The organism is Phaeobacter gallaeciensis DSM 26640 (genome assembly GCF_000511385.1).
GTDB classification, from domain to species: Bacteria; Pseudomonadota; Alphaproteobacteria; order Rhodobacterales; family Rhodobacteraceae; genus Phaeobacter; species Phaeobacter gallaeciensis.
The window spans coordinates 2,893,146-2,911,982 of the sequence record NC_023137.1; the positions used below are offsets into that span (position 1 = coordinate 2,893,146).

Below are 18,837 nucleotides of genomic sequence, written 5' to 3' on the forward strand. Positions count from 1 at the left end.
ACCGCGCCCATCAGCGACATATCTCAGGTCCCGCCAACCCGTCCCGGGTGCAGGCGGCAGAACTCAGACGACCACAAAAGGGGACCGCCATGGCCCGCAAGACCGATGTCAAAGACTACATCCGCACCATTGTGGACTTCCCGCACGAGGGCATCATGTTCCGCGATGTCACCACGCTCTTTGCCGATCCACGCGGGTTTCGCATGGCCATCGACCAGATGCTGCATCCCTATGCCGGTGAACAGATCGACAAGGTAGTGGGGCTGGAAGCGCGCGGTTTCATCCTTGGCGGTGCCATTGCCCATCAGCTGAGCGTTGGTTTCGTGCCGATCCGCAAGAAGGGCAAGCTGCCCGGCACCACCATCAGTCAGGAATACAAACTGGAATATGGCGAGGCGATCATGGAGGTGCATGACGACGCCATCCAACCCGGCGAGAAAATCCTGGTGGTGGACGACCTTCTTGCCACCGGCGGCACTGCGGCGGCGGGGATCAAGCTGATTGAGCGTCTGGGCGGCGAAATCGTCTCCTGCGCCTTTGTCATCGACCTGCCAGAGCTTGGCGGGCGCAAGGTGCTTGAAGATCTCGGCATGGACGTGACCGTGCTCTGCGAGTTCGAGGGCGCCTGATACCGGCTATGATCATCCGCTGAACACAGCGCAAACAGGGGCGGATCACCTGAAAATTGCAGGTACTCCCACCTTCTCAATCACATAAATGTGAGTAGAAATCCTGATGGCGCGTGGCTTAGGCGGCGCGCCTTTTTTGTCAACTTGCGCCCGGCGAAAACCCGCCAGATCCAAATCACATCCCTCCCCGTAACAACGTCAATGCCAGCTTGGGCATGCAATCAAAACAGAGGAATGTACTCATGATCCGCAAGACACTTCTGACCGCCGCCGCAACCATGGCCCTCGCCACCTCCGCCTTGGCGGGTGGCCATTCCAAGGACATCGTCGACACCGCTGCGGGTGCTGGAGATTTCTCAACACTGGTTGCTGCGGTGCAGGCCGCTGGTCTGGTTGACACGCTGAAGGGCGACGGTCCCTTTACGGTCTTTGCGCCAACCGATGCTGCCTTTGCCGCCCTGCCCGCCGGCACCGTGGAAGAGCTGCTAAAGCCGGAAAACAAGGACAAGCTGGTCGAGATCCTGACCTATCACGTGGTCCCCGGCAAAGTGATGTCCGGTGATCTGGTTGACGACATGAAGGCCGCAACCGTTCAGGGCAGCGAAGTCACCATTGATCTGGACAGCGGCGTGATGGTGGATGAGGCGACGGTTACAGCGGCAGATATCGAGGCTGAAAACGGCGTGATCCACGTCATCGACACCGTCATCATGCCCTGATTTTCAGGCGGGATGGCCAGCGAAGCGGTTCGCGCGGCCACCCATCCCTGAGTGGCGCGCCTGCTCCTGCGGTCTTTTCCTTTCGGACCACGGGATAGGGGCGCGGCCACAGTCGGCGGCGACGGCCCGAGATACCGCTGCCGACACAATCTGCGGTGATTGACACCCCTGCTGTCCCTCTCCCCTCTTGGATGGGGTGATAATCATTGCAGCATGTCGGCGCGTCTCATAGCGTGCCGACATGTTCACATCTGTACTCCTCGACAGCCGCTATTCCTGGACCAGGCTTCTGGTCACGCTGGCCATTGCCACGGTCGCTAACGTCGGCATGTGGGCGGTGATTGTGGTCATGCCCGCGATCGAGGTCGAATTCGGCGCGGATCGCGCTGCGGCCTCCCTCCCCTATACATTGACGATGATCGGCTTTGCTGTTGGTAATCTGGTCATTGGGCGACTGGTTGACCGGTTTGGCATTACGCTGGCCCTTTGCGCGGCGGCGCTGCTCAGTGCTGTCAGCTACGGGTTGGCGATGCTGGCGCCGGATATGATCTGGCTGTCGGCAGCGCATCTGTTTCTGGGGCTGGGCACGGCGGCAGGCTTTGGCCCGCTGATTGCCGATATCTCCCACTGGTTTCAACGACGGCGCGGCATTGCAGTGGCACTGGTCGCCAGCGGCAATTACCTCTCTGGTGCGATCTGGCCAACGGCATTGGCCGATATGCTGGCCGAAAGCGGCTGGCGCAGCGTCTATGCTACGCTGGCTATCGTCACATTGCTGGCGGTGGTTCCCCTGTCCTTGGTCCTGCGGCGGCGGATCCCATTCGACGCGCAGGGCGACAGCGCGGCGGCTTCTGCCAGCAATGCCGCGCGTGCAGGTCTGACACCACGTCAATTGCAATGGATTTTGGGGCTGGCAGGCATCGGCTGCTGCGTCGCCATGTCGATGCCGCAGGTCCATATTGTCGCCTATTGCGTTGGTCTTGGCTATGGCCCGACGGTGGGGGCTGAGATGCTGTCGCTGATGTTACTGGGCGGCGTGGTCAGCCGAGTGATTTCCGGTCTGGTCGCGGATCGGTTCGGCGGCGTGCGCACACTGCTGGTTGGGTCCATCCTGCAATGTATCGCACTGTTTTTCTACCTGCCGTACGACGGTATGGTCTCGCTTTATCTGGTCAGCGCCATCTTCGGGCTGGCACAGGGCGGTATCGTGCCAAGCTATGCGTTGGTGGTGCGAGAATACATGCCCCCGCAGGAGGCAGGCACCCGCGTGGGTTTCGTGATGATGATGACCATCCTCGGCATGGCGCTGGGGGGCTGGATGTCGGGCTGGATCTACGACGTCAGCGGATCTTATCAACTGGCCTTTGTGAACGGGATCTTCTGGAACGGGCTCAATATCGCGATCATGGTACTGCTGCTGATGCGCAGCCGACCCGCCCGCCCCCGGATGCAGCCGGCCTGAGCCACCTTACCTGTCCCGACCTGTCCTTAATCGGCGAGTGGCACCACGGCACCGGGGTTCATGATGCCATGGGGATCCAGCGCCTGTTTGATCGCCCGCATCGTCGCCAGTTTCACCGGATCACCATAGCGCGCCAGATCAGCGACCTTCAGCCGGCCCACACCGTGTTCCGCACTGACCGAACCGCCGTAATCATGGGTGAGATCATGCACGCAACGCTTCACATCGCTGCGCAGATGCTCATAGGCACTGCGGTCCTGCCCCTGCGCCGGAAAGACGTTGTAGTGCAGGTTGCCATCACCCAGATGGCCGAAACAATTGATCCGCATATCCCCCAGCGCTGCCAAACGCTTGCCGCCCTCGGCAATGAAATCGGGGATGCGTGAAATCGGGATCGAAATATCATGGCTGGAGACCGAGCCGATGCGGCGATTGCCCTCCGGGATATGCTCGCGCACCGACCACAGCGCCTGCCGCTGCGCCTCTGACTGGGTGATCACGCCATCGGTGCAAAGCCCGGCCTCTAGGGCCGTCTCGAACACTGCCGCCAGCGCCTCTGCGGGGCTACGCCCCTTGGGCAGGCCAAGATCAATCAGCACGCACCACTCCGGTAGCTCATCAAAGGGCAGGCGCAGATCCGGCAGGGTTTCGCGCAGGAACTCAAGCCCCTGCCGGTGGATCAGTTCAAAGGCGCTGATCGTCTCGCCTAGCTGGTCGCGTGCCATCGCCAAAAGGTCAATCGCCGCCGCCGGGGAGTCCACCGTCAGGATCGCGGTGCCCTCTTCTGCCGGGATCGGCGAGAGTTTCAGCGAGGCAGCGGTGATGATGCCCAAGGTGCCCTCAGCTCCGATCAGAAGGTTGCGCAGATCATAGCCGGTGTTGTCCTTGCGCAGGCGGCTGAGACCCCGCCAGATCTCACCGTTGGGCAGCACCGCCTCCAGCCCTAGGCAAAGATCACGCGCATTCCCGTAGCGCAGAACATTGACGCCGCCAGCATTGGTCGCCAGCGTGCCGCCAATCCGCGCCGTGCCCTCAGCTGCCAGTGACAGCGGAAACAATCGACCCGCCGCCTGCGCGGCGGCCTGCACATCGGCCAGCACCATGCCGGCCTCAACCGCGATCACGTTCTCCTGCGGATAGACCCCGCGCAGCGCGGTCATCCGCTCCAGCGAGATCACCAGCGGGGCCGGTCCCTCCGCGCCCATGATCTGTCCGCCAACAAGCCCGGTGCCGCCGCCATAGGGCACCACCGGCACGCGCGCCGCATGGGCCGCGCGCAGCAGCGTGGCGACCTCCTCACCACAGCGTGGCAAAGCAAGGACACCGGCCTGTCCGTGATAGCGGCCGCGCGGCTCTTCCAGATAGCGGGGTTCAGGCGCACGCAGGGTCCCGTCGGGCAGCTGGGCACGCAGGTGATCGACAAATGCGGTATCCGCAGGGTTCAGGGTCATGCGTGTCTCTCCTCTTGCCGCGCGCGTGATCGCCCCCGGCGTTGACCGCACCCATCGTGGCGTCAGGCTTGCCCCACCTGCGTGCGTCCGCGTCGATCATGGCGCAACGAAGCATATAGGACATGTGTCCGCCAGCGCCCGTTGATTTGCAGATAAGATTGCGCCACGCCTTCATATTTGAAGCCAGCACTCTCCAACAGCCCGCGGGAGGCGGCGTTTTCCGGCAAACACGCTGCCTCGATCCGGCTCAGATCCAGCTTGGTGAAGGCGTGATGCACCACCGCCCCGATCGCCTCACGCATGTAACCGTGGCGGGCGAAGGGCTGGCCGGTCCAATATCCCAGCGTGCCCGCCTGAGCAGGCCCGCGCCGGATATTGTCCAGCGTGATCGCCCCGACCAGCAGCTGATCGCTGCGCCGGATCAGAAACAGCGGCAACGCCGAACCGGAGCTGACCGCCCGGCGCGCCCAGTAGACCCGGTTGGTGAAGCTCTTGCGGCTCAGATGATCTGCCGCCCAGCTTGGCTCCCACGGGGTGAGATAACCCTGGCTGTGCTGGCGCAACGCTGCCCAGTCGCGAAAATCCGCATGGATCGGCGGCCTGAGGGTCAGGCGTTCGGTCTCGATACGCACCTTGCGTCCGGTCAGCAGCATCAGGCGGCGCGCCTCTCCTGTAGGGCCGTCAGCGGGGCGGCCTCGCCCACCGGACCATAGAGCGCCAGCGCCATGGAGGCGCGATGGGCCATATCCTCGGCCATGGCGCGCACATCGGCGGTGGTCACCGCATCGATCCGCGCCACCGTGTCCTCCAAGGGGGGCACCTCGTCCCAGATTTGCACCAGACGGGCCAGCCGTTCGGCGCGGTTGGTGGGGCTTTCCAACCCCATCAGCATCCCCGCCTTCATCTGCGCGCGGGCACGATCCACCTCAGCATCGCTCATATCGCTAGCGGCGCGCTTCATCTCATCGATGGTGATCCCGGCCAGCTCATCCAGCTGCTCACCAGAGGTGCCCGCATAAAGCGTCAGCGTGCCGGTGTCAGCATAGGCACCGGTCTGGGCAAAGATCGTGTAGCACAGCCCGCGCTTTTCGCGGACCTCCTGGAACAAGCGGCTCGACATGCCGCCGCCCAAAGCGCTGGAGTAGATCTGCGCGGTGTAGATCGCGTCATCACGGTATCCCGGTCCTTCAAAGGCCAGCGCGATATGGGCCTGTTCCAGCGCCTTCTCCTGCCGCGCCTCACCACCGGTGAAGGTTGCTGCCGCAGGCATAACCAGCGTCTTGGGGGCCATGCTGCCGAAAAGCTCCTCAGCCAGTTTCACGATAGCGTCGTGATCCACAGCACCGGAGGCGGCGAGGATCATCTGACCCGGACCGTAGTGTTCCCCGACAAACCGCTCCAGATCCTCACGGTCGAAGGCACGCACCCGCTCAGCCGGGCCAAGGATGGTGCGGCCAATAGGCTGGTCATGATAGCTTTCTTCCTGAAGCCAGTCGAAAATCACATCATCGGGCGTGTCCAGCGCCTGACCGATTTCCTGAAGGATCACGCCGCGCTCAATCTCAATCTCGCGCGGGTCGAACACCGGGTTCAGCACGATATCGGCCACGACATCCAAGGCCAGCGGCACGTCTTCCTGCAAGACACGGGCATAATAGGCCGTCACCTCGCGGCTGGTATAGGCGTTGATATAGCCGCCCACATCTTCAATCGCCTCGGCAATCTCCAGCGCGCTGCGCCGCTTGGTGCCTTTGAACGCCATATGCTCAAGAAAATGAGCGATGCCGTTCTGTTCGATCCGCTCGTTCCGCCCGCCTGCGGTCACCCAAACGCCGATGGCTGCGGATTGCAGCCCCGGCATGGTTTCGGTGACGATTCTGAACCCGTTGGCGAGTTGGTGTTGTTGAACTGTCAATGCGCGATGTGCTTTCTGATATGTGTCTCAAGGGTGCTCAGATCATTGGCGATCCGGGTCACCCGCTCCGATATGTCATACAGATCTGCCATGCGCGGGGGAAGAGGCGGATGCACGCCGCTGGCGTCCTCAACCGCCGCCGGGAATTTTGCCGGATGCGCAGTGGCGAGCGTCACCATCGGAACCGCTGCGTCGCGCTGTTCATTGGCGACCTTCACGCCGATGGCGCTATGCGGGCACAGGAGTTCACCGGAGGACGCGCGTTCCGATTTGATGGTGGCGGAGGTTTCCGCTTCCGAGCAGCGACCGGAGACATAATGCTCCTGCAAGGCCTGCATGGCGCCCTGGCTCACCTCGAAACCACCCGACTTCAGCTCTTCCATCAGCTGGGCCACGGCGGCGCCATCCTGCCCGTAGGCATAGAACAGTGCGCGTTCAAAGTTCGACGAGACCTGAATGTCCATCGACGGCGAGATCGACGGAATGGTTTCGCCCTTGTGGTAGCCCTGCCCGCTCAGGCAGCGGTGCAGAATATCGTTCTGATTGGTCGCCACCACCAGCTGGTCAATCGGCAGGCCCATCTGCTTGGCGATGAAGCCTGCGAAGATGTCGCCAAAATTTCCAGTGGGCACGGTAAAGCTCACCTTGCGCTCCGGCGCGCCCAGCGACACGGCAGAGGTGAAATAGTAGACCACCTGCGCCAGCACGCGGGCAAAGTTGATGGAGTTCACGCCGGCCAGACGGACCTCATCGCGGAAGTCAAAGTCGTTGAACATATCCTTCAGCGCGGCCTGACAATCGTCAAAATCCCCATCCACCGCCAGCGCATGGACATTGGCATCGGTGGGTGTGGTCATCTGACGGCGCTGCACCTCCGAGACGCGACCATGGGGGTAGAGGATGAAGACATTCACCGCATCCAGACCTCCAAAGGCCTGAATGGCCGCAGAGCCGGTATCGCCAGAGGTGGCCCCCACGATGGTCACGCTTTCGCCCCGCCGCTTCAGCGCGGTTTCAAACAGCTGCCCGATCAACTGCATGGCGAAATCCTTGAACGCCAGCGTTGGGCCGTGGAACAGCTCCAGCAGGAAATGGTTCGGCGCCAGCTGCACCAGCGGCGCGCGCGCGGCATGGCCAAAGCCCTCGTAGGCGCGGGCGATGATGCCGCGAAATTCCTCATCGGTGAAGCAATCCCCCAGAAACGGGCGCATCACGCGAAAGGCGACCTCCTCATAGGAGAGACCGGCAAGGGCCGCGATCTCATCCTTGGACATGGTCGGGATTTCTGCGGGGACATAAAGCCCGCCGTCACGGGCAAGCCCGGTCAGCATGGCGTCTTCAAAGGTCAGCTCGGGCGCCTGGCCCCGGGTCGAGATATACTTCATCGCTTCAGCCTTCGGATTTTGGGCGCGAGCGCCACAGGAAATAGGTGGTCATGGCGGCCCAGATCAGGGCTAGCGAAAACCAGGTGATCGCATATTGCAAGTGATTGTTCTGGATGCCTGCTGTCGTCACGGGCTGTGGCGTCACATCCGCATCGGCAGAGGCACTGCGGGCGACGATCAGCACCGGTTCGGTGCCCAGCCGTTCGGCCATATAGGCCACATCGCGGGCATAGAGGATATTGGTATCGACCTCAGGCGGCGGAGTGGTCCAGTCGCCCTCATCCGGCCACAGGAGATTGCCGGTGATCACGGCGGCGCCGGTGGCGCGCACGCGCTCCTTGGCGGCGGCGGGAACAAAACCCCGGTCCAACAGCACCCGTCGACCATCTTCGGTCAGAAAGGGGGCAATGATGCGGTAGCCGGTCTCAGCCGTCTTGGTGACCCAGAACACATGCAGTTCACCGGTCTCAACCGCGCCAGTGATCGACACCGCGCGGTAACGATCCTGCGCCTCAACCGGAGTCTCTGGCAGGGCAACCGGTGCCGCCGCGATCCGGGCGTCGATGGTGCGCAGCAGGTCTTCCTTCCAGGCCAGTCGCTGGATCTGCCAGATCCCCAGAGCCATCAGCGCCGCAAGGCCCAGACCGCCAACAAGGGATAGAAAGATCAACCGTCGCATCACGCTGTCCTTGCGAATGAGAAAGCGCGCGGAGCATGGCTCCGCGCGCTGCATGTCTTACGGGGTCAGGTCGGGATTCGAAACCACAAACCTGTACCCGTTACAATTCGGGATGCCCTTAGTGGGCCAGACCTGCGGTGCCCCAGACGTAAACCGCCACGAAGAGGAACAGCCAGACCACGTCAACGAAGTGCCAGTACCAGGCGGCGGCCTCGAAACCGACGTGCTGCTCGGGGGTGAAGTCACCCTTCATCGCACGGATCAGGCAGACGGTCAGGAAGATGGTGCCGATGATCACGTGGAAGCCGTGGAAGCCGGTTGCCATGAAGAAGTTCGAGTAGAACTCATCGCCGCCAAATTCCCAGCCTTCGTGCAGCAGGTGAATGTATTCATAGCCCTGCAGGAAGGTGAAGAAGACACCCAGGGCGATACCGATGGACAGACCCTGGATCAGCGCCTTGCGGTCATTGTTGTGAACCAGCGCGTGGTGCGCCCAGGTCACAGCACAGCCGGACAGCAGCAGCACCAGCGTGTTGATCAGCGGCAGGTGGAACGCATCAACGGGATAGATGCTTGGCGCGACATATTCAGTGCCGATATAAGTCTCCATCGGGTAGATCGCGTGTTTGAAGAACGACCAGAACCAGGCGAAGAAGAACATCACTTCGGACATCACAAAGAGGATGAACCCATAGCGCAGACCGATGCGAACGACCGGGGTGTGATCCCCTTGGCGCGCCTCGGCGACAACCTCTGCCCACCAGGCATAGGCGGAATAAAGCACCATGATGAAGCCGCCCCAGAACGCATAGGCTGTGATGCCGTGCATCCACAGAACCGCACCAAACAACATGATGAAGGTGCCGAGCGAGCTGAGCAGCGGCCAGATCGACGGCGGAAGAATATGATAGTCGTGATTTTTAGCGTGCGCCATTTAAGTGTCCCTCACCTAGCGGCCTAGTTCGTGTTTGTGCCTGCCCCGGCTGTATCACCGGTTTCAAGGGCGGCATACCCTTCTGGCAGATCGATTTCATAGAATGTGTACGACAGCGTGATCGTATGCACGTATTTTCCATCGCGATCCTCAACAATTTCAGGATCCACGAAGAAGGTTACGGGCATATCAACCCGCTCACCCGGTTGCAGCACCTGCTCTTCGAAGCAGAAACATGCGATCTTGTCAAAATAGCCACCGGCGGAATAAGGCGTCACATTGTAGGACGCCTGCCCTGCCACCGGGCGATCTGTGGGATTGTAGGCCTCATAGAAGGCCAGACCGGTTTCGCCGATCTTTATCTCCATCTCGCGTACCTTGGGGGTGAATTCCCAGGGCATATCGCGCTCCTTGGAGGCGTCAAATCGAACGGTGATGGTCTTGTCCAGAACCGTATCAGACCCTTTGGCAGCTACGCCCGTCACACCGCCAAAGCCGGTGACCCGGCAGAACCAGTCATAAAACGGCACCGACGCCCAGGCGAGACCGCCCATCAGGACAACAACACCAACCAGCTGTACGACGGTTTTCTGTGGTCCCTGCAATGCCATCAGTTCTGCTCCTCGGTCTGTTCCACAGCCGCGGCAGTGTTGGGGAATTTGAACCCAGCCGAGGTCACCTTGACGATGGTCAGGGCCAAAACCAGCACCACGAAGGATCCCAGCAGAACCCCAACGCCGATGTTGCGACCCTTCCGTCTCTGATGCAGCTCATGCTCTTTGCGCAGGCTCATCTTACCAGCCTCCCAATCCATAGGGTTTCAGCACGGCCTCAGCAAGGATCGCACCGAAGTGCAAGAACAGATACAATAGCGACAGCTTGAAGAAGCTGCGCTCCACCTTGAAGTTATCCGCCTCGCTGTCGTCTTCATCGCGGCGCGAAATCTTCCAGGCCCCCTGGAGGAACAGCGCGTTCAACACCACCGCCACGGTCAGATAGATCGGACCACCCACACCAGAGAACGCCGTGCCAACCGCCAGCAGCGCCAGCAGGACGGTGTAGATCAGAATATGTTTCCGGGTGGAGCGGCGGCCATGGGTCACGGTCAGCATCGGCACGCCTGCGTCATCGTAGTCCGAGCGCATGAACAGCGCCAGCGCCCAGAAATGCGGCGGTGTCCACATGAAGGTCAGCGCGAACATCAGCCAGGGTTCAACCGCCATGCTACCAGTTGCAGCAATCCAGCCAATCACGGGGGGGAAGGCACCAGCGGCACCACCGATCACGATGTTCTGCGGCGTCGCACGCTTCAGCCACATGGTATAGATCACGACATAAAAGAAGATGGTGAAGGCTAGAAATGCTCCGGCGAACACATTGGTTGCCAGCGCCAGCATGATCACGGACAGACCGGACAGGGCCAGCCCAAGCGACAGCGCCTCACCCGGCTCCACCTTACCGGCGGGGATCGGGCGGCTTTTGGTGCGTTTCATCACCTGATCGATATCGGCGTCCCACCACATGTTCAGCGCACCAGAGGCACCGCCGCCGATGGCAATAAACAAGATCGCACTGAATCCGATGACAGGATGCACGCCAACTGGCGCGGCGAGAAGGCCAACCAGCGCCGTGAACACCACAAGGGACATCACACGCGGTTTGAGCAGGGCAAAATAATCCCCGAACTCCGCGTCCCCCTCCTGGACGGTGCTGGCGTTGATGCTTGCGTCAGTCATTGTGCTCTCTTTTGTCGTGATCTGTCTTAGCGAAAGCGGGCGCGCAGCGACTGCGCGGCCCGATCCGTTTTCACGTGATAGCTAGGTGGCACCCGCCCGGAGGCAAGCGCCAATCGTATCGCTCAGTTGGAGGCGACCTGATAGGACTGGGGCAGACCCGCGTATTCTTCGATCGCGCCTTGCAGCCAGGCGTCATAGGCCTCTTGGCTCACCACTTTTACAGTGATTGGCATATAGGCATGGTCCTTGCCGCAGAGCTCGGAACACTGACCGAAGTAAATGCCTTCCTTCTCCGCCTTGAACCACAGCTCCGCCAGACGACCGGGAACGGCGTCCTGCTTCACGCCAAACGCCGGGATGGTCCAGGAGTGGATCACATCCGCACCGGTCACCTGCATCACGACGGTTTTGCCGACGGGCACAACAACGGCAGTGTCAGTCGCCAGCAGATATTCGTCTTCGGCGTAGCCGTTGTCAGCCAGGTCTTCCTTGGCCAGCATGAAGCTCTCAAAGCCGAATTCGTGGTCCACATATTCATAGCCCCAGTACCACTGGTAGCCGGTCACCTTGATGGTGATGTCACCTTCCGGGATCTCCTGCTGGCGGAACAGCTCCGGCAGCGAGAACGAACCGATAAACACCAGAATGATGATCGGGACCACGGTCCATGCGATTTCAATCGGCGTGTTGTGGGTGAACTGTGATGCATTCGGGTTAGCACGACGGTTGAACCGCACAATCGCATAGAGCAGCAGTGCACCAACAAATACACAGACAGCGGTGATGATCACCAGAATCATGTAGTCCAGAGAATGGATGCCTTCGGCAAGCTCGGTCGCTGCCGGCTGAAAGCCAAGGCCGCCGTCAACCGGCTTGCCAATGGTTTCCAGACCTTCTTGCGCCATAGCTGGAAGGCTCGAGAGGCCTGAGAAAAGGCCTGAAAGCATCAAAGCGTTCTTCATGTCATGTCCTGATCAGTTGATCGGTTGATCGAGTTGTTCCTGCGCCGACGTCCTATGTCGGAACTTTGATTCCACAAAACGCGCCGGACCCGTTGTCTTTGACGCTGCTAAAAATCATATTCCATCGTGCAGTTAAAGAGGAATGCTCGCGTCAAAGCGTCGCTTTCTTGATTTAGATCAAAAAAACCGAGGTCAAACCATGGATACCGCAGCCTTCCGCCCGTTTGAAACCACCCTGCCCGAGGATGAGGCGCTGGGGGTCCTGCGCTCGGCCCTTGCCGGGGCCGATGATGGCGAGATCTTTGTCGAGCGGCGCAAGTCAGAGGCGCTCACGTTTGACGATGGCCGACTGCGCAACGCGAGCTATGACGCCGCCGAAGGGTTCGGACTGCGCGCGGTCAATGGCGAGGTCGCCGGCTATGCCCATTCCACCGATGTCTCTATTGCCGGGTTGAAGCGTGCCGCCGAAACCGCGCGCCTTGCCGTGGGCGATGGTGGCGGCACCATGGCTCCGCCACCGCCGCGCACCAACACCCGCCTCTATACAGATGATGATCCGATTGGCGCGATGCCCTTTGCCGTGAAGGTGGAGACCCTGCGCGAGATCGACGCCTTTGCCCGCGCACAGGACTCGCGGGTGGTGCAGGTCTCGGCGATGCTGGCCGCCTCCCTGCAGGAGATGGAGATCCTGCGCGCTGATGGCACCCGCGTGCGTGACGTGCGCCCGATGACCCGGCTCAACGTCTCCGTCATCGTGGAACAGGACGGCCGCCGCGAAAGCGGCTCTGCCGGTGGCGGCGGGCGCGTGGGGCTGGACGGTCTGGTCGATCCCGCCGATTGGCAGAGCAAAGTCCGCGAGGCGCTGCGGATCGCCTGCGTCAACCTTGAGGCCGTCCCCGCCCCCGCCGGTGAGATGGACGTGGTGCTTGGCCCCGGCTGGCCCGGTATTTTGCTGCACGAAGCCATCGGCCACGGGCTGGAAGGCGATTTCAACCGCAAGGGCTCATCGGCCTTTGCCGGCCTTATGGGTCAGCAGATCGCCGCCAAGGGGGTGACGGTGCTGGATGACGGCACCATCGCCGACCGGCGCGGCTCCATCACCGTGGATGACGAAGGCACGCCCAGCCAGAAAACCACCCTGATCGAGGATGGCAAGCTGGTCGGTTTCATGCAGGACCGCCAGAACGCGCGCCTGATGGGCGTGGAGAGCACCGGCAACGGACGTCGCCAAAGCTATGCCCACGCGCCAATGCCGCGGATGACAAATACCTATATGCTGGGCGGCGACGCCGACCCCGACGATCTGGTCACCTCCATCAAAGATGGCATCTGGGCCGTGGGCTTTGGCGGTGGTCAGGTCGACATTACCAACGGCAAATTTGTGTTCTCCTGCACCGAGGCCTACCGGGTGAAGGATGGCAAGGTCGGCGCCCCGGTCAAAGGCGCCACCCTGATCGGTGATGGCGCCACGGCGCTGAACAAGATCCGCGCGCTTGGCAATGACATGGCGCTGGACCCCGGAATGGGAAATTGCGGCAAGCAGGGGCAATGGGTTCCCGTTGGCGTAGGACAGCCCACAGTCCTAATGGGTGGGCTTACGGTTGGCGGCTCCGCCACCTAAGCTTTCGCGAGAGGTGGTCGCGGTCTCGCCATCAGATCCGAAGCCTCACTCACCACAAGAATCGCCGCCGTGTCGCTAAACTGCCGACTCGGCGGCACTTTTCGGTAATTTCACGATATCCAGCCCTCATATGAAGACGTGGTGTGCGGCCTGCTTTTGGACACGCCCCTTAGCGGAGGCGATTTTTCGCTTACGGCATAACGAGTTAGAATTGAGTTTGTTAAAATATTTCCTTTAATTCTCCATGTTCATCACCTGTTAACCACTCAAGAGCTAATCATAGTCCTGCAACAAGGCGGAGCGCAGGATGACCGAAGAAGCACATTCTTCCACTCACCCCCCACTCCCACCCACCACGGAAGATATGCGGATTTCCTGGCTCCGTCTTTTGCGCTCAAGACGTGTTGGCGCGGTGACGTTTCACCGTCTCCTCGCGAAATATGGATCAGCGCAGAACGCGCTATCCGCGTTGCCTGAAATGGCACGCGCCGCTGGCGTTAAAGGGTATGAAATATGCTCTGCCGATGCGGCATTGGCCGAAATAAAGGCCGCAGAAGCCGCCAATGCGCGGCTTTTGTGCTTTGGGGAGGCCGACTATCCATCCCATCTGGTCGCGCTGCGCGACGCCCCGCCCCTGCTCTGGGCGGTGGGCGATCTGGCGCATCTGAACCAGCCGACCATCGCCATTGTCGGCGCACGCAATGCCTCCTCCCTTGGGGTGCGCATGGCCCGTGCTTTGGCCCGAGAGCTGGGAGAGGCCGGTTATTGCATCATCTCGGGGCTGGCACGCGGCATTGATACTGCCGCCCATATGGCCGCCCTGAGCACCGGCACTTGCGCCGTGATGGCGGGCGGCGTCGATGTGATCTACCCGACCGAAAACACCCGGCTGGCCAAGGATATCGCCGATCAGGGCGTGATGATTTCCGAACACCCGATGGGCATGTCGCCCCGTGCGCGGCATTTTCCAGCCCGTAACCGCATCATTGCCGGCGCCGCTCAGGCTGTGGTGGTGGTGGAGGGCGCTGCGAAATCGGGTTCGCTGATCACCGCGCGCGACGCGCTGGATCTGGGGCGCGATGTGCTGGCGGTGCCCGGCCACCCGTTTGATGCCCGTGCTGCGGGCTGCAATATGCTGATCCGCGACGGCGCCCAACTGGTGCGCAACGCGCAAGACGTGATCGAGGCGCTGCCGCCGATGGATCTGTCGCACCGCGTGGTGACTGAACTCTCCGACCGCCCGGTGCCCCCGCCGGAGGCCGCGGCCAGCGCTCGCCTCACGGATCTGCCCCCTCCCCCGCCGGAACAGCGCAACTTGCGAGAGACTGCGGCGCTGCACCAGCGCATCCTCGACCGGCTCGGCCCTGCCCCCACGGCGGAGGATCAGCTGGTCCGCGATCTCGCGCTGACGTCCCGCGATCTGGCCCCGGCACTCACCGATCTGGAGCTTTCCGGTGCTGTCGCCCGCGCGGCGGGTGGTCTATTGATCCGCGGCGACTTTGACGCGGCCTCAGATCCCAGAGAGACGCCCAAATCCCAGCGCTGATTGACGCAACAGCCCATTGTCATTCGATGCCGGATTGACAATCTCCCCTTGCACCCCACATGTTGCCCCGCCATAGAGCGCCCGCAGCCCGTCCCATAGAGGTTTACGAATTTATGCCCGTTGTTGTTGTAGAATCCCCAGCTAAAGCCAAGACAATTAACAAGTATCTTGGCTCCGACTACACGGTTCTGGCCTCTTACGGACATGTGCGCGACCTGCCTGCAAAGAACGGATCGGTCGAACCCGACGATGATTTCGCGATGACCTGGGAAGTCGGCGCCGACAGCCGCAAACACGTCAAGGCCATCGCCGATGCGCTGAAAGACGACAATGCATTGATCCTCGCAACTGACCCCGATCGCGAGGGCGAGGCGATCAGCTGGCACTTGCAGGAGGCGCTGACCAAGCGCCGCTCGATCAAGAAGGACACCGCCGTCTCCCGCGTGACCTTCAACGCGATCACCAAGGAAGCCGTCACCGAGGCAATGAAGAACCCCCGTCAGGTTGACCTGCCGCTGGTGGAGGCCTATCTGGCCCGCCGCGCGCTGGACTACCTCGTCGGCTTCAACCTGTCGCCCGTGCTGTGGCGCAAACTGCCCGGTGCGCGCTCTGCCGGGCGCGTGCAATCCGTCTGCCTGCGCCTGATTGTTGAGCGTGAGATGGAGATCGAGGCGTTCAATCCGCAGGAATACTGGTCCGTGAAGGCAAGCCTCGCGACCCCGCGCGGACAGGAGTTCGAGGCCCGCCTGACGGTTCTCGGCGGTGACAAGCTGGACAAATACGCGCTGGCCAATTCCACCGCAGCCGAGTTGGCGGTGCAGGCCGTCGCCAGCCGGTCCCTGACCGTGCAGTCGGTCGAGGCAAAACCCGCCTCCCGCAATCCATCTGCGCCCTTCATGACGTCAACCCTGCAGCAGGAAGCCAGCCGCAAATTCGGCATGGGCGCGAAGCAATGTATGAACGCCGCACAGCGCCTCTATGAGGCTGGCTACATCACCTATATGCGGACCGATGGCATCGATATGGCGCCAGAGGCGGTGCAGGAAGCGCGCGCTGAAATCGCCAATCGCTACGGTGCTGAATATGTGCCGGGATCGCCCCGGATCTACAAAAACAAGGCCAAGAATGCGCAAGAGGCGCATGAATGTATCCGCCCAACCGACATGAGTCGCGACGCCAAGAGCCTGAAAGTCTCCGAGGACGATCAGCGCAAGCTTTATGATCTGATCTGGAAGCGGACCCTCGCCTGCCAGATGGAAGGTGCACGTTTGGAGCGGACGACCGTCGATATCGGCTCTGACGACCGTCAGGTGGTGCTGCGCGCCACCGGTCAGGTGATGTTGTTCGACGGCTTCCTGCGTGTCTACGAAGAAGGCCGCGATGATGTTGTCGACGATGACGACAAGCGCCTGCCGCAGATCATGCAGGGCGAGTCGCTGAAATTCGCAGCATCCCTGGCCGCGCAGGCGGAGAAAGCCGACGCGGGCGGCGCCATCCTGTCAGACGACAAGGCGGTTCTGGGCCTGCAGCACCACACCCAGCCGCCGCCCCGCTTTACCGAAGCGACATTGGTCAAACGCATGGAAGAGCTGGGCATCGGCCGCCCCTCCACCTATGCCTCTGTGATCACCACGATTCAGGACCGCGAATATGTCCGCAAGGACAAGAACCGCCTGTTCCCTGAGGACAAGGGCCGGATCGTCACCATCTTCCTGCTGAATTTCTTTCGCACCTACGTGGGATATGAATTCACCGCCAATCTGGAAGGGGAGCTGGACGACGTTAGCGCCGGTGACCGCGACTACAAGGATCTGTTGAGCCGGTTCTGGCGCGATTTTTCCGCCGCGATCTCGGAGACCTCCGACCTGCGCATCACCGAAGTGCTGGATGTGCTGGATGACGCGCTGGCCCCGCAGCTGTATCCGCCGCGCGAAGATGGTGCCGATCCCCGCATCTGCCCCAAATGCGGCGCCGGTCAGCTGCATCTGAAGACCTCGCGCACCGGCGGGTTTGTCGGCTGCGGCAACTACCCCGAGTGCAACTACACCCGCCCCATTTCCGGGGAGGGCGCAGAAGGCTACGAACGTGTTCTGGGCGAGGATGATGGCGATGAGATCCACCTGAAATCCGGTCGTTTCGGACCCTATGTGCAGCGCGGCGAAGCCACGCCCGAAAACAAGAAGCCGCCACGCTCCTCGCTGCCCAAACAGGGCAAGGATTTTCTGCCGGGTTGGGGTCCAAATGATGTGACGCTGGAACAGGCCGTCACCCTGCTGACCCTGCCCCGCGAGGTTGGTCAGCACCCCGAGGGCGGCGCGATCCAGGCCAATCTGGGCCGCTTTGGCCCCTATATTGCGCATCAGAAACCGGATGAGGAAAAGCCGGTTTACGTGAACCTCAAGGAAACGCTAGACGTCTTTGAGATCGGCATGAACCGGGCGGTGGAAATGCTGGCGGAGAAGCGCGCCAACCCCGGTCGTGGCCGCCGTGCCGCTGCCAAGGCGCTGAAAGAGCTGGGCGATCACCCCGAAAACGGCGGTGCCATCAGTATCATGGACGGGCGTTACGGGCCTTATGTGAAATGGGAAAAGGTGAACGCCACCCTGCCCAAAGACGTCGAGCCGAAGGACGTCACAGTCGAGATGGCCGTACAACTGATCACCGAGAAAGCCGGCAAATCCGGTGCCAAGAAGAAGGCTCCGGCAAAGAAGGCAGCTCCGAAAAAGGCCGCCGCCAAAAAGACAGCGGCGAAGAAACCCGCCGCGAAAAAGCCTGCAGCCAAAAAGAAGGCCGAGACCAGCAGCGACGAGGGGTAATTCCCTCCGCCGCTGGCCTCCGGCCGTGTCCCCCCTAACTGCTCCCGCCCGATGAACTCCCGCCCGGTCAGCCCGGTCTTGCGACGGGCCTCGACCCGTTGGGCATGGCGCCGCTGACGCGGCGCGCTGTACCGCCCCATCCGATGCCCTGTGCCCCTGTCCGTAGAAATACGTGTCTTTCTCCGTATCGTTGACTCTGTCCCCGGCGGGCGTCAGAACTTTGCCAACCTGGCTGATGATCATGGGAGATGGATATGAAAAAGGTTTATTCCAACGCTGCCGAGGCGCTGGACGGTGTGCTGCACGATGGCATGTTCATCGCTGCAGGCGGGTTTGGGCTTTGCGGTATTCCGGAACTGCTGCTTGATGCGATCAAGGACGCAGGCACCAAGGATCTGACCTTCGCCTCCAACAACGCGGGCGTTGATGACTTCGGCATCGGCATCCTGCTGCAGACCAAGCAGGTGAAGAAGATGATCTCCTCCTATGTGGGCGAAAACGCCGAATTCATGCGCCAGTACCTGTCAGGTGAGCTGGAGCTGGAGTTTAATCCCCAAGGCACATTGGCCGAACGTATGCGCGCTGGTGGCGCAGGCATCCCCGGCTTCTTCACCAAGACCGGCGTGGGCACCGTCATTGCCGAGGGCAAGATGGAGAAACAGTTCCCCACCGGCGAAAACGGCGCCATGGAAGACTACATCATGGAAGAGGGAATCTTTGCCGATCTCGCCATCGTCAAGGCCTGGAAGGCGGATGAAACCGGCAATCTGGTGTTCCGCAAGACCGCGCGCAACTTCAACGCGCCTGCGGCCACCTGCGGCAAGATCTGCGTCGCAGAGGTTGAGGAAATCGTCCCCACCGGTTCGCTGGACCCGGATTCCATCCACCTGCCCGGCATCTATGTGCATCGCATCATCCAAGGCGATCACGAGAAACGCATCGAACAGCGCACCACGCGCCCCGCAGCACAGTAAGGAGACCG

General features: G+C 61.5%; 17 protein-coding genes. 7 read left to right on the forward strand and 10 right to left on the reverse strand.

What is annotated here, in order from left to right; all coding sequences use genetic code 11:
- Window positions 1-89 precede the first annotated feature (89 nt).
- From GAL_RS14030 to GAL_RS14040, 3 genes are all read left to right on the forward strand, one after another.
- The gene (locus GAL_RS14030) at window positions 90-629 is read left to right on the forward strand and encodes an adenine phosphoribosyltransferase (protein ID WP_024098227.1); all 540 of its coding nucleotides are present in this window, start codon (window positions 90-92) and stop codon (window positions 627-629) included.
- Window positions 630-871: 242 nt separating this feature from the next.
- The gene (locus GAL_RS14035; RefSeq protein ID WP_024098228.1) at window positions 872-1,348 is read left to right on the forward strand and encodes a fasciclin domain-containing protein; all 477 of its coding nucleotides are present in this window, start codon (window positions 872-874) and stop codon (window positions 1,346-1,348) included.
- A 241-nt stretch (window positions 1,349-1,589) separates the two neighbouring features.
- A complete protein-coding gene (locus tag GAL_RS14040) occupies window positions 1,590-2,810 on the forward strand; it encodes an MFS transporter (RefSeq protein ID WP_024098229.1) in 1,221 nt (406 codons plus the stop codon).
- A gap of 26 nt (window positions 2,811-2,836) precedes the next feature.
- On the opposite strand, the gene GAL_RS14045 is transcribed toward GAL_RS14040, so the two are convergent.
- The 10 genes from GAL_RS14045 to coxB form a co-directional block, all read right to left on the reverse strand.
- Window positions 2,837-4,261 carry an FAD-binding oxidoreductase gene (locus GAL_RS14045; protein WP_024098230.1) on the reverse strand — a complete coding sequence of 475 codons (1,425 nt, stop codon included), beginning with the start codon at window positions 4,259-4,261 and terminating at the stop codon, window positions 2,837-2,839.
- Window positions 4,262-4,323: 62 nt separating this feature from the next.
- Complete coding sequence (locus GAL_RS14050) at window positions 4,324-4,914, reverse strand: GNAT family N-acetyltransferase (protein ID WP_024098231.1); 591 nt, start codon at window positions 4,912-4,914, stop codon at window positions 4,324-4,326.
- The gene (locus GAL_RS14055) at window positions 4,914-6,176 is read right to left on the reverse strand and encodes a M16 family metallopeptidase (protein ID WP_040104103.1); all 1,263 of its coding nucleotides are present in this window, start codon (window positions 6,174-6,176) and stop codon (window positions 4,914-4,916) included. The genes GAL_RS14050 and GAL_RS14055 overlap by 1 nt, the downstream gene beginning before the upstream one ends.
- Window positions 6,173-7,561 (reverse strand): threonine synthase, encoded by a 1,389-nt coding sequence (thrC, locus tag GAL_RS14060; RefSeq protein ID WP_024098233.1) that lies wholly within the window; start codon window positions 7,559-7,561, stop codon window positions 6,173-6,175. Before thrC ends, GAL_RS14055 begins: the two co-directional genes overlap by 4 nt.
- A gap of 4 nt (window positions 7,562-7,565) precedes the next feature.
- Entirely contained in the window at window positions 7,566-8,240 is a 675-nt protein-coding gene (locus GAL_RS14065; RefSeq protein ID WP_024098234.1) for an SURF1 family protein, read from the reverse strand.
- 118 nt (window positions 8,241-8,358) lie between these two features.
- On the reverse strand, window positions 8,359-9,174 hold the full coding sequence (locus tag GAL_RS14070) for a cytochrome c oxidase subunit 3 (protein ID WP_024098235.1): 816 nt from the start codon (window positions 9,172-9,174) through the stop codon (window positions 8,359-8,361).
- A gap of 23 nt (window positions 9,175-9,197) precedes the next feature.
- Complete coding sequence (locus GAL_RS14075) at window positions 9,198-9,785, reverse strand: cytochrome c oxidase assembly protein (protein WP_024098236.1); 588 nt, start codon at window positions 9,783-9,785, stop codon at window positions 9,198-9,200.
- Window positions 9,785-9,967, reverse strand: coding sequence for a hypothetical protein (locus GAL_RS14080; RefSeq protein ID WP_024098237.1), 183 nt, complete (start codon window positions 9,965-9,967; stop codon window positions 9,785-9,787). The genes GAL_RS14075 and GAL_RS14080 overlap by 1 nt, the downstream gene beginning before the upstream one ends.
- Before the next feature lies 1 nt (window position 9,968).
- Window positions 9,969-10,910: a heme o synthase gene (cyoE, locus tag GAL_RS14085; RefSeq protein ID WP_024098238.1), complete on the reverse strand. Its 942-nt coding sequence runs from the start codon at window positions 10,908-10,910 to the stop codon at window positions 9,969-9,971.
- Between the two features lie 122 nt (window positions 10,911-11,032).
- Window positions 11,033-11,872 carry a cytochrome c oxidase subunit II gene (gene coxB / locus GAL_RS14090; protein ID WP_024098239.1) on the reverse strand — a complete coding sequence of 280 codons (840 nt, stop codon included), beginning with the start codon at window positions 11,870-11,872 and terminating at the stop codon, window positions 11,033-11,035.
- A 199-nt stretch (window positions 11,873-12,071) separates the two neighbouring features.
- Here coxB and tldD point away from each other — a divergent pair, with 199 nt between their 5' ends.
- From tldD to GAL_RS14110, 4 genes are all read left to right on the forward strand, one after another.
- Window positions 12,072-13,493, forward strand: coding sequence for a metalloprotease TldD (gene tldD / locus GAL_RS14095; RefSeq protein WP_024098240.1), 1,422 nt, complete (start codon window positions 12,072-12,074; stop codon window positions 13,491-13,493).
- A 307-nt stretch (window positions 13,494-13,800) separates the two neighbouring features.
- A complete protein-coding gene (dprA, locus tag GAL_RS14100; protein WP_024098241.1) occupies window positions 13,801-15,039 on the forward strand; it encodes a DNA-processing protein DprA in 1,239 nt (412 codons plus the stop codon).
- 113 nt (window positions 15,040-15,152) lie between these two features.
- Window positions 15,153-17,855 (forward strand): type I DNA topoisomerase, encoded by a 2,703-nt coding sequence (gene topA / locus GAL_RS14105; RefSeq protein ID WP_024098242.1) that lies wholly within the window; start codon window positions 15,153-15,155, stop codon window positions 17,853-17,855.
- 254 nt (window positions 17,856-18,109) lie between these two features.
- Window positions 18,110-18,829, forward strand: coding sequence for a CoA transferase subunit A (locus GAL_RS14110; protein WP_024098243.1), 720 nt, complete (start codon window positions 18,110-18,112; stop codon window positions 18,827-18,829).
- Window positions 18,830-18,837: the final 8 nt, after the last annotated feature.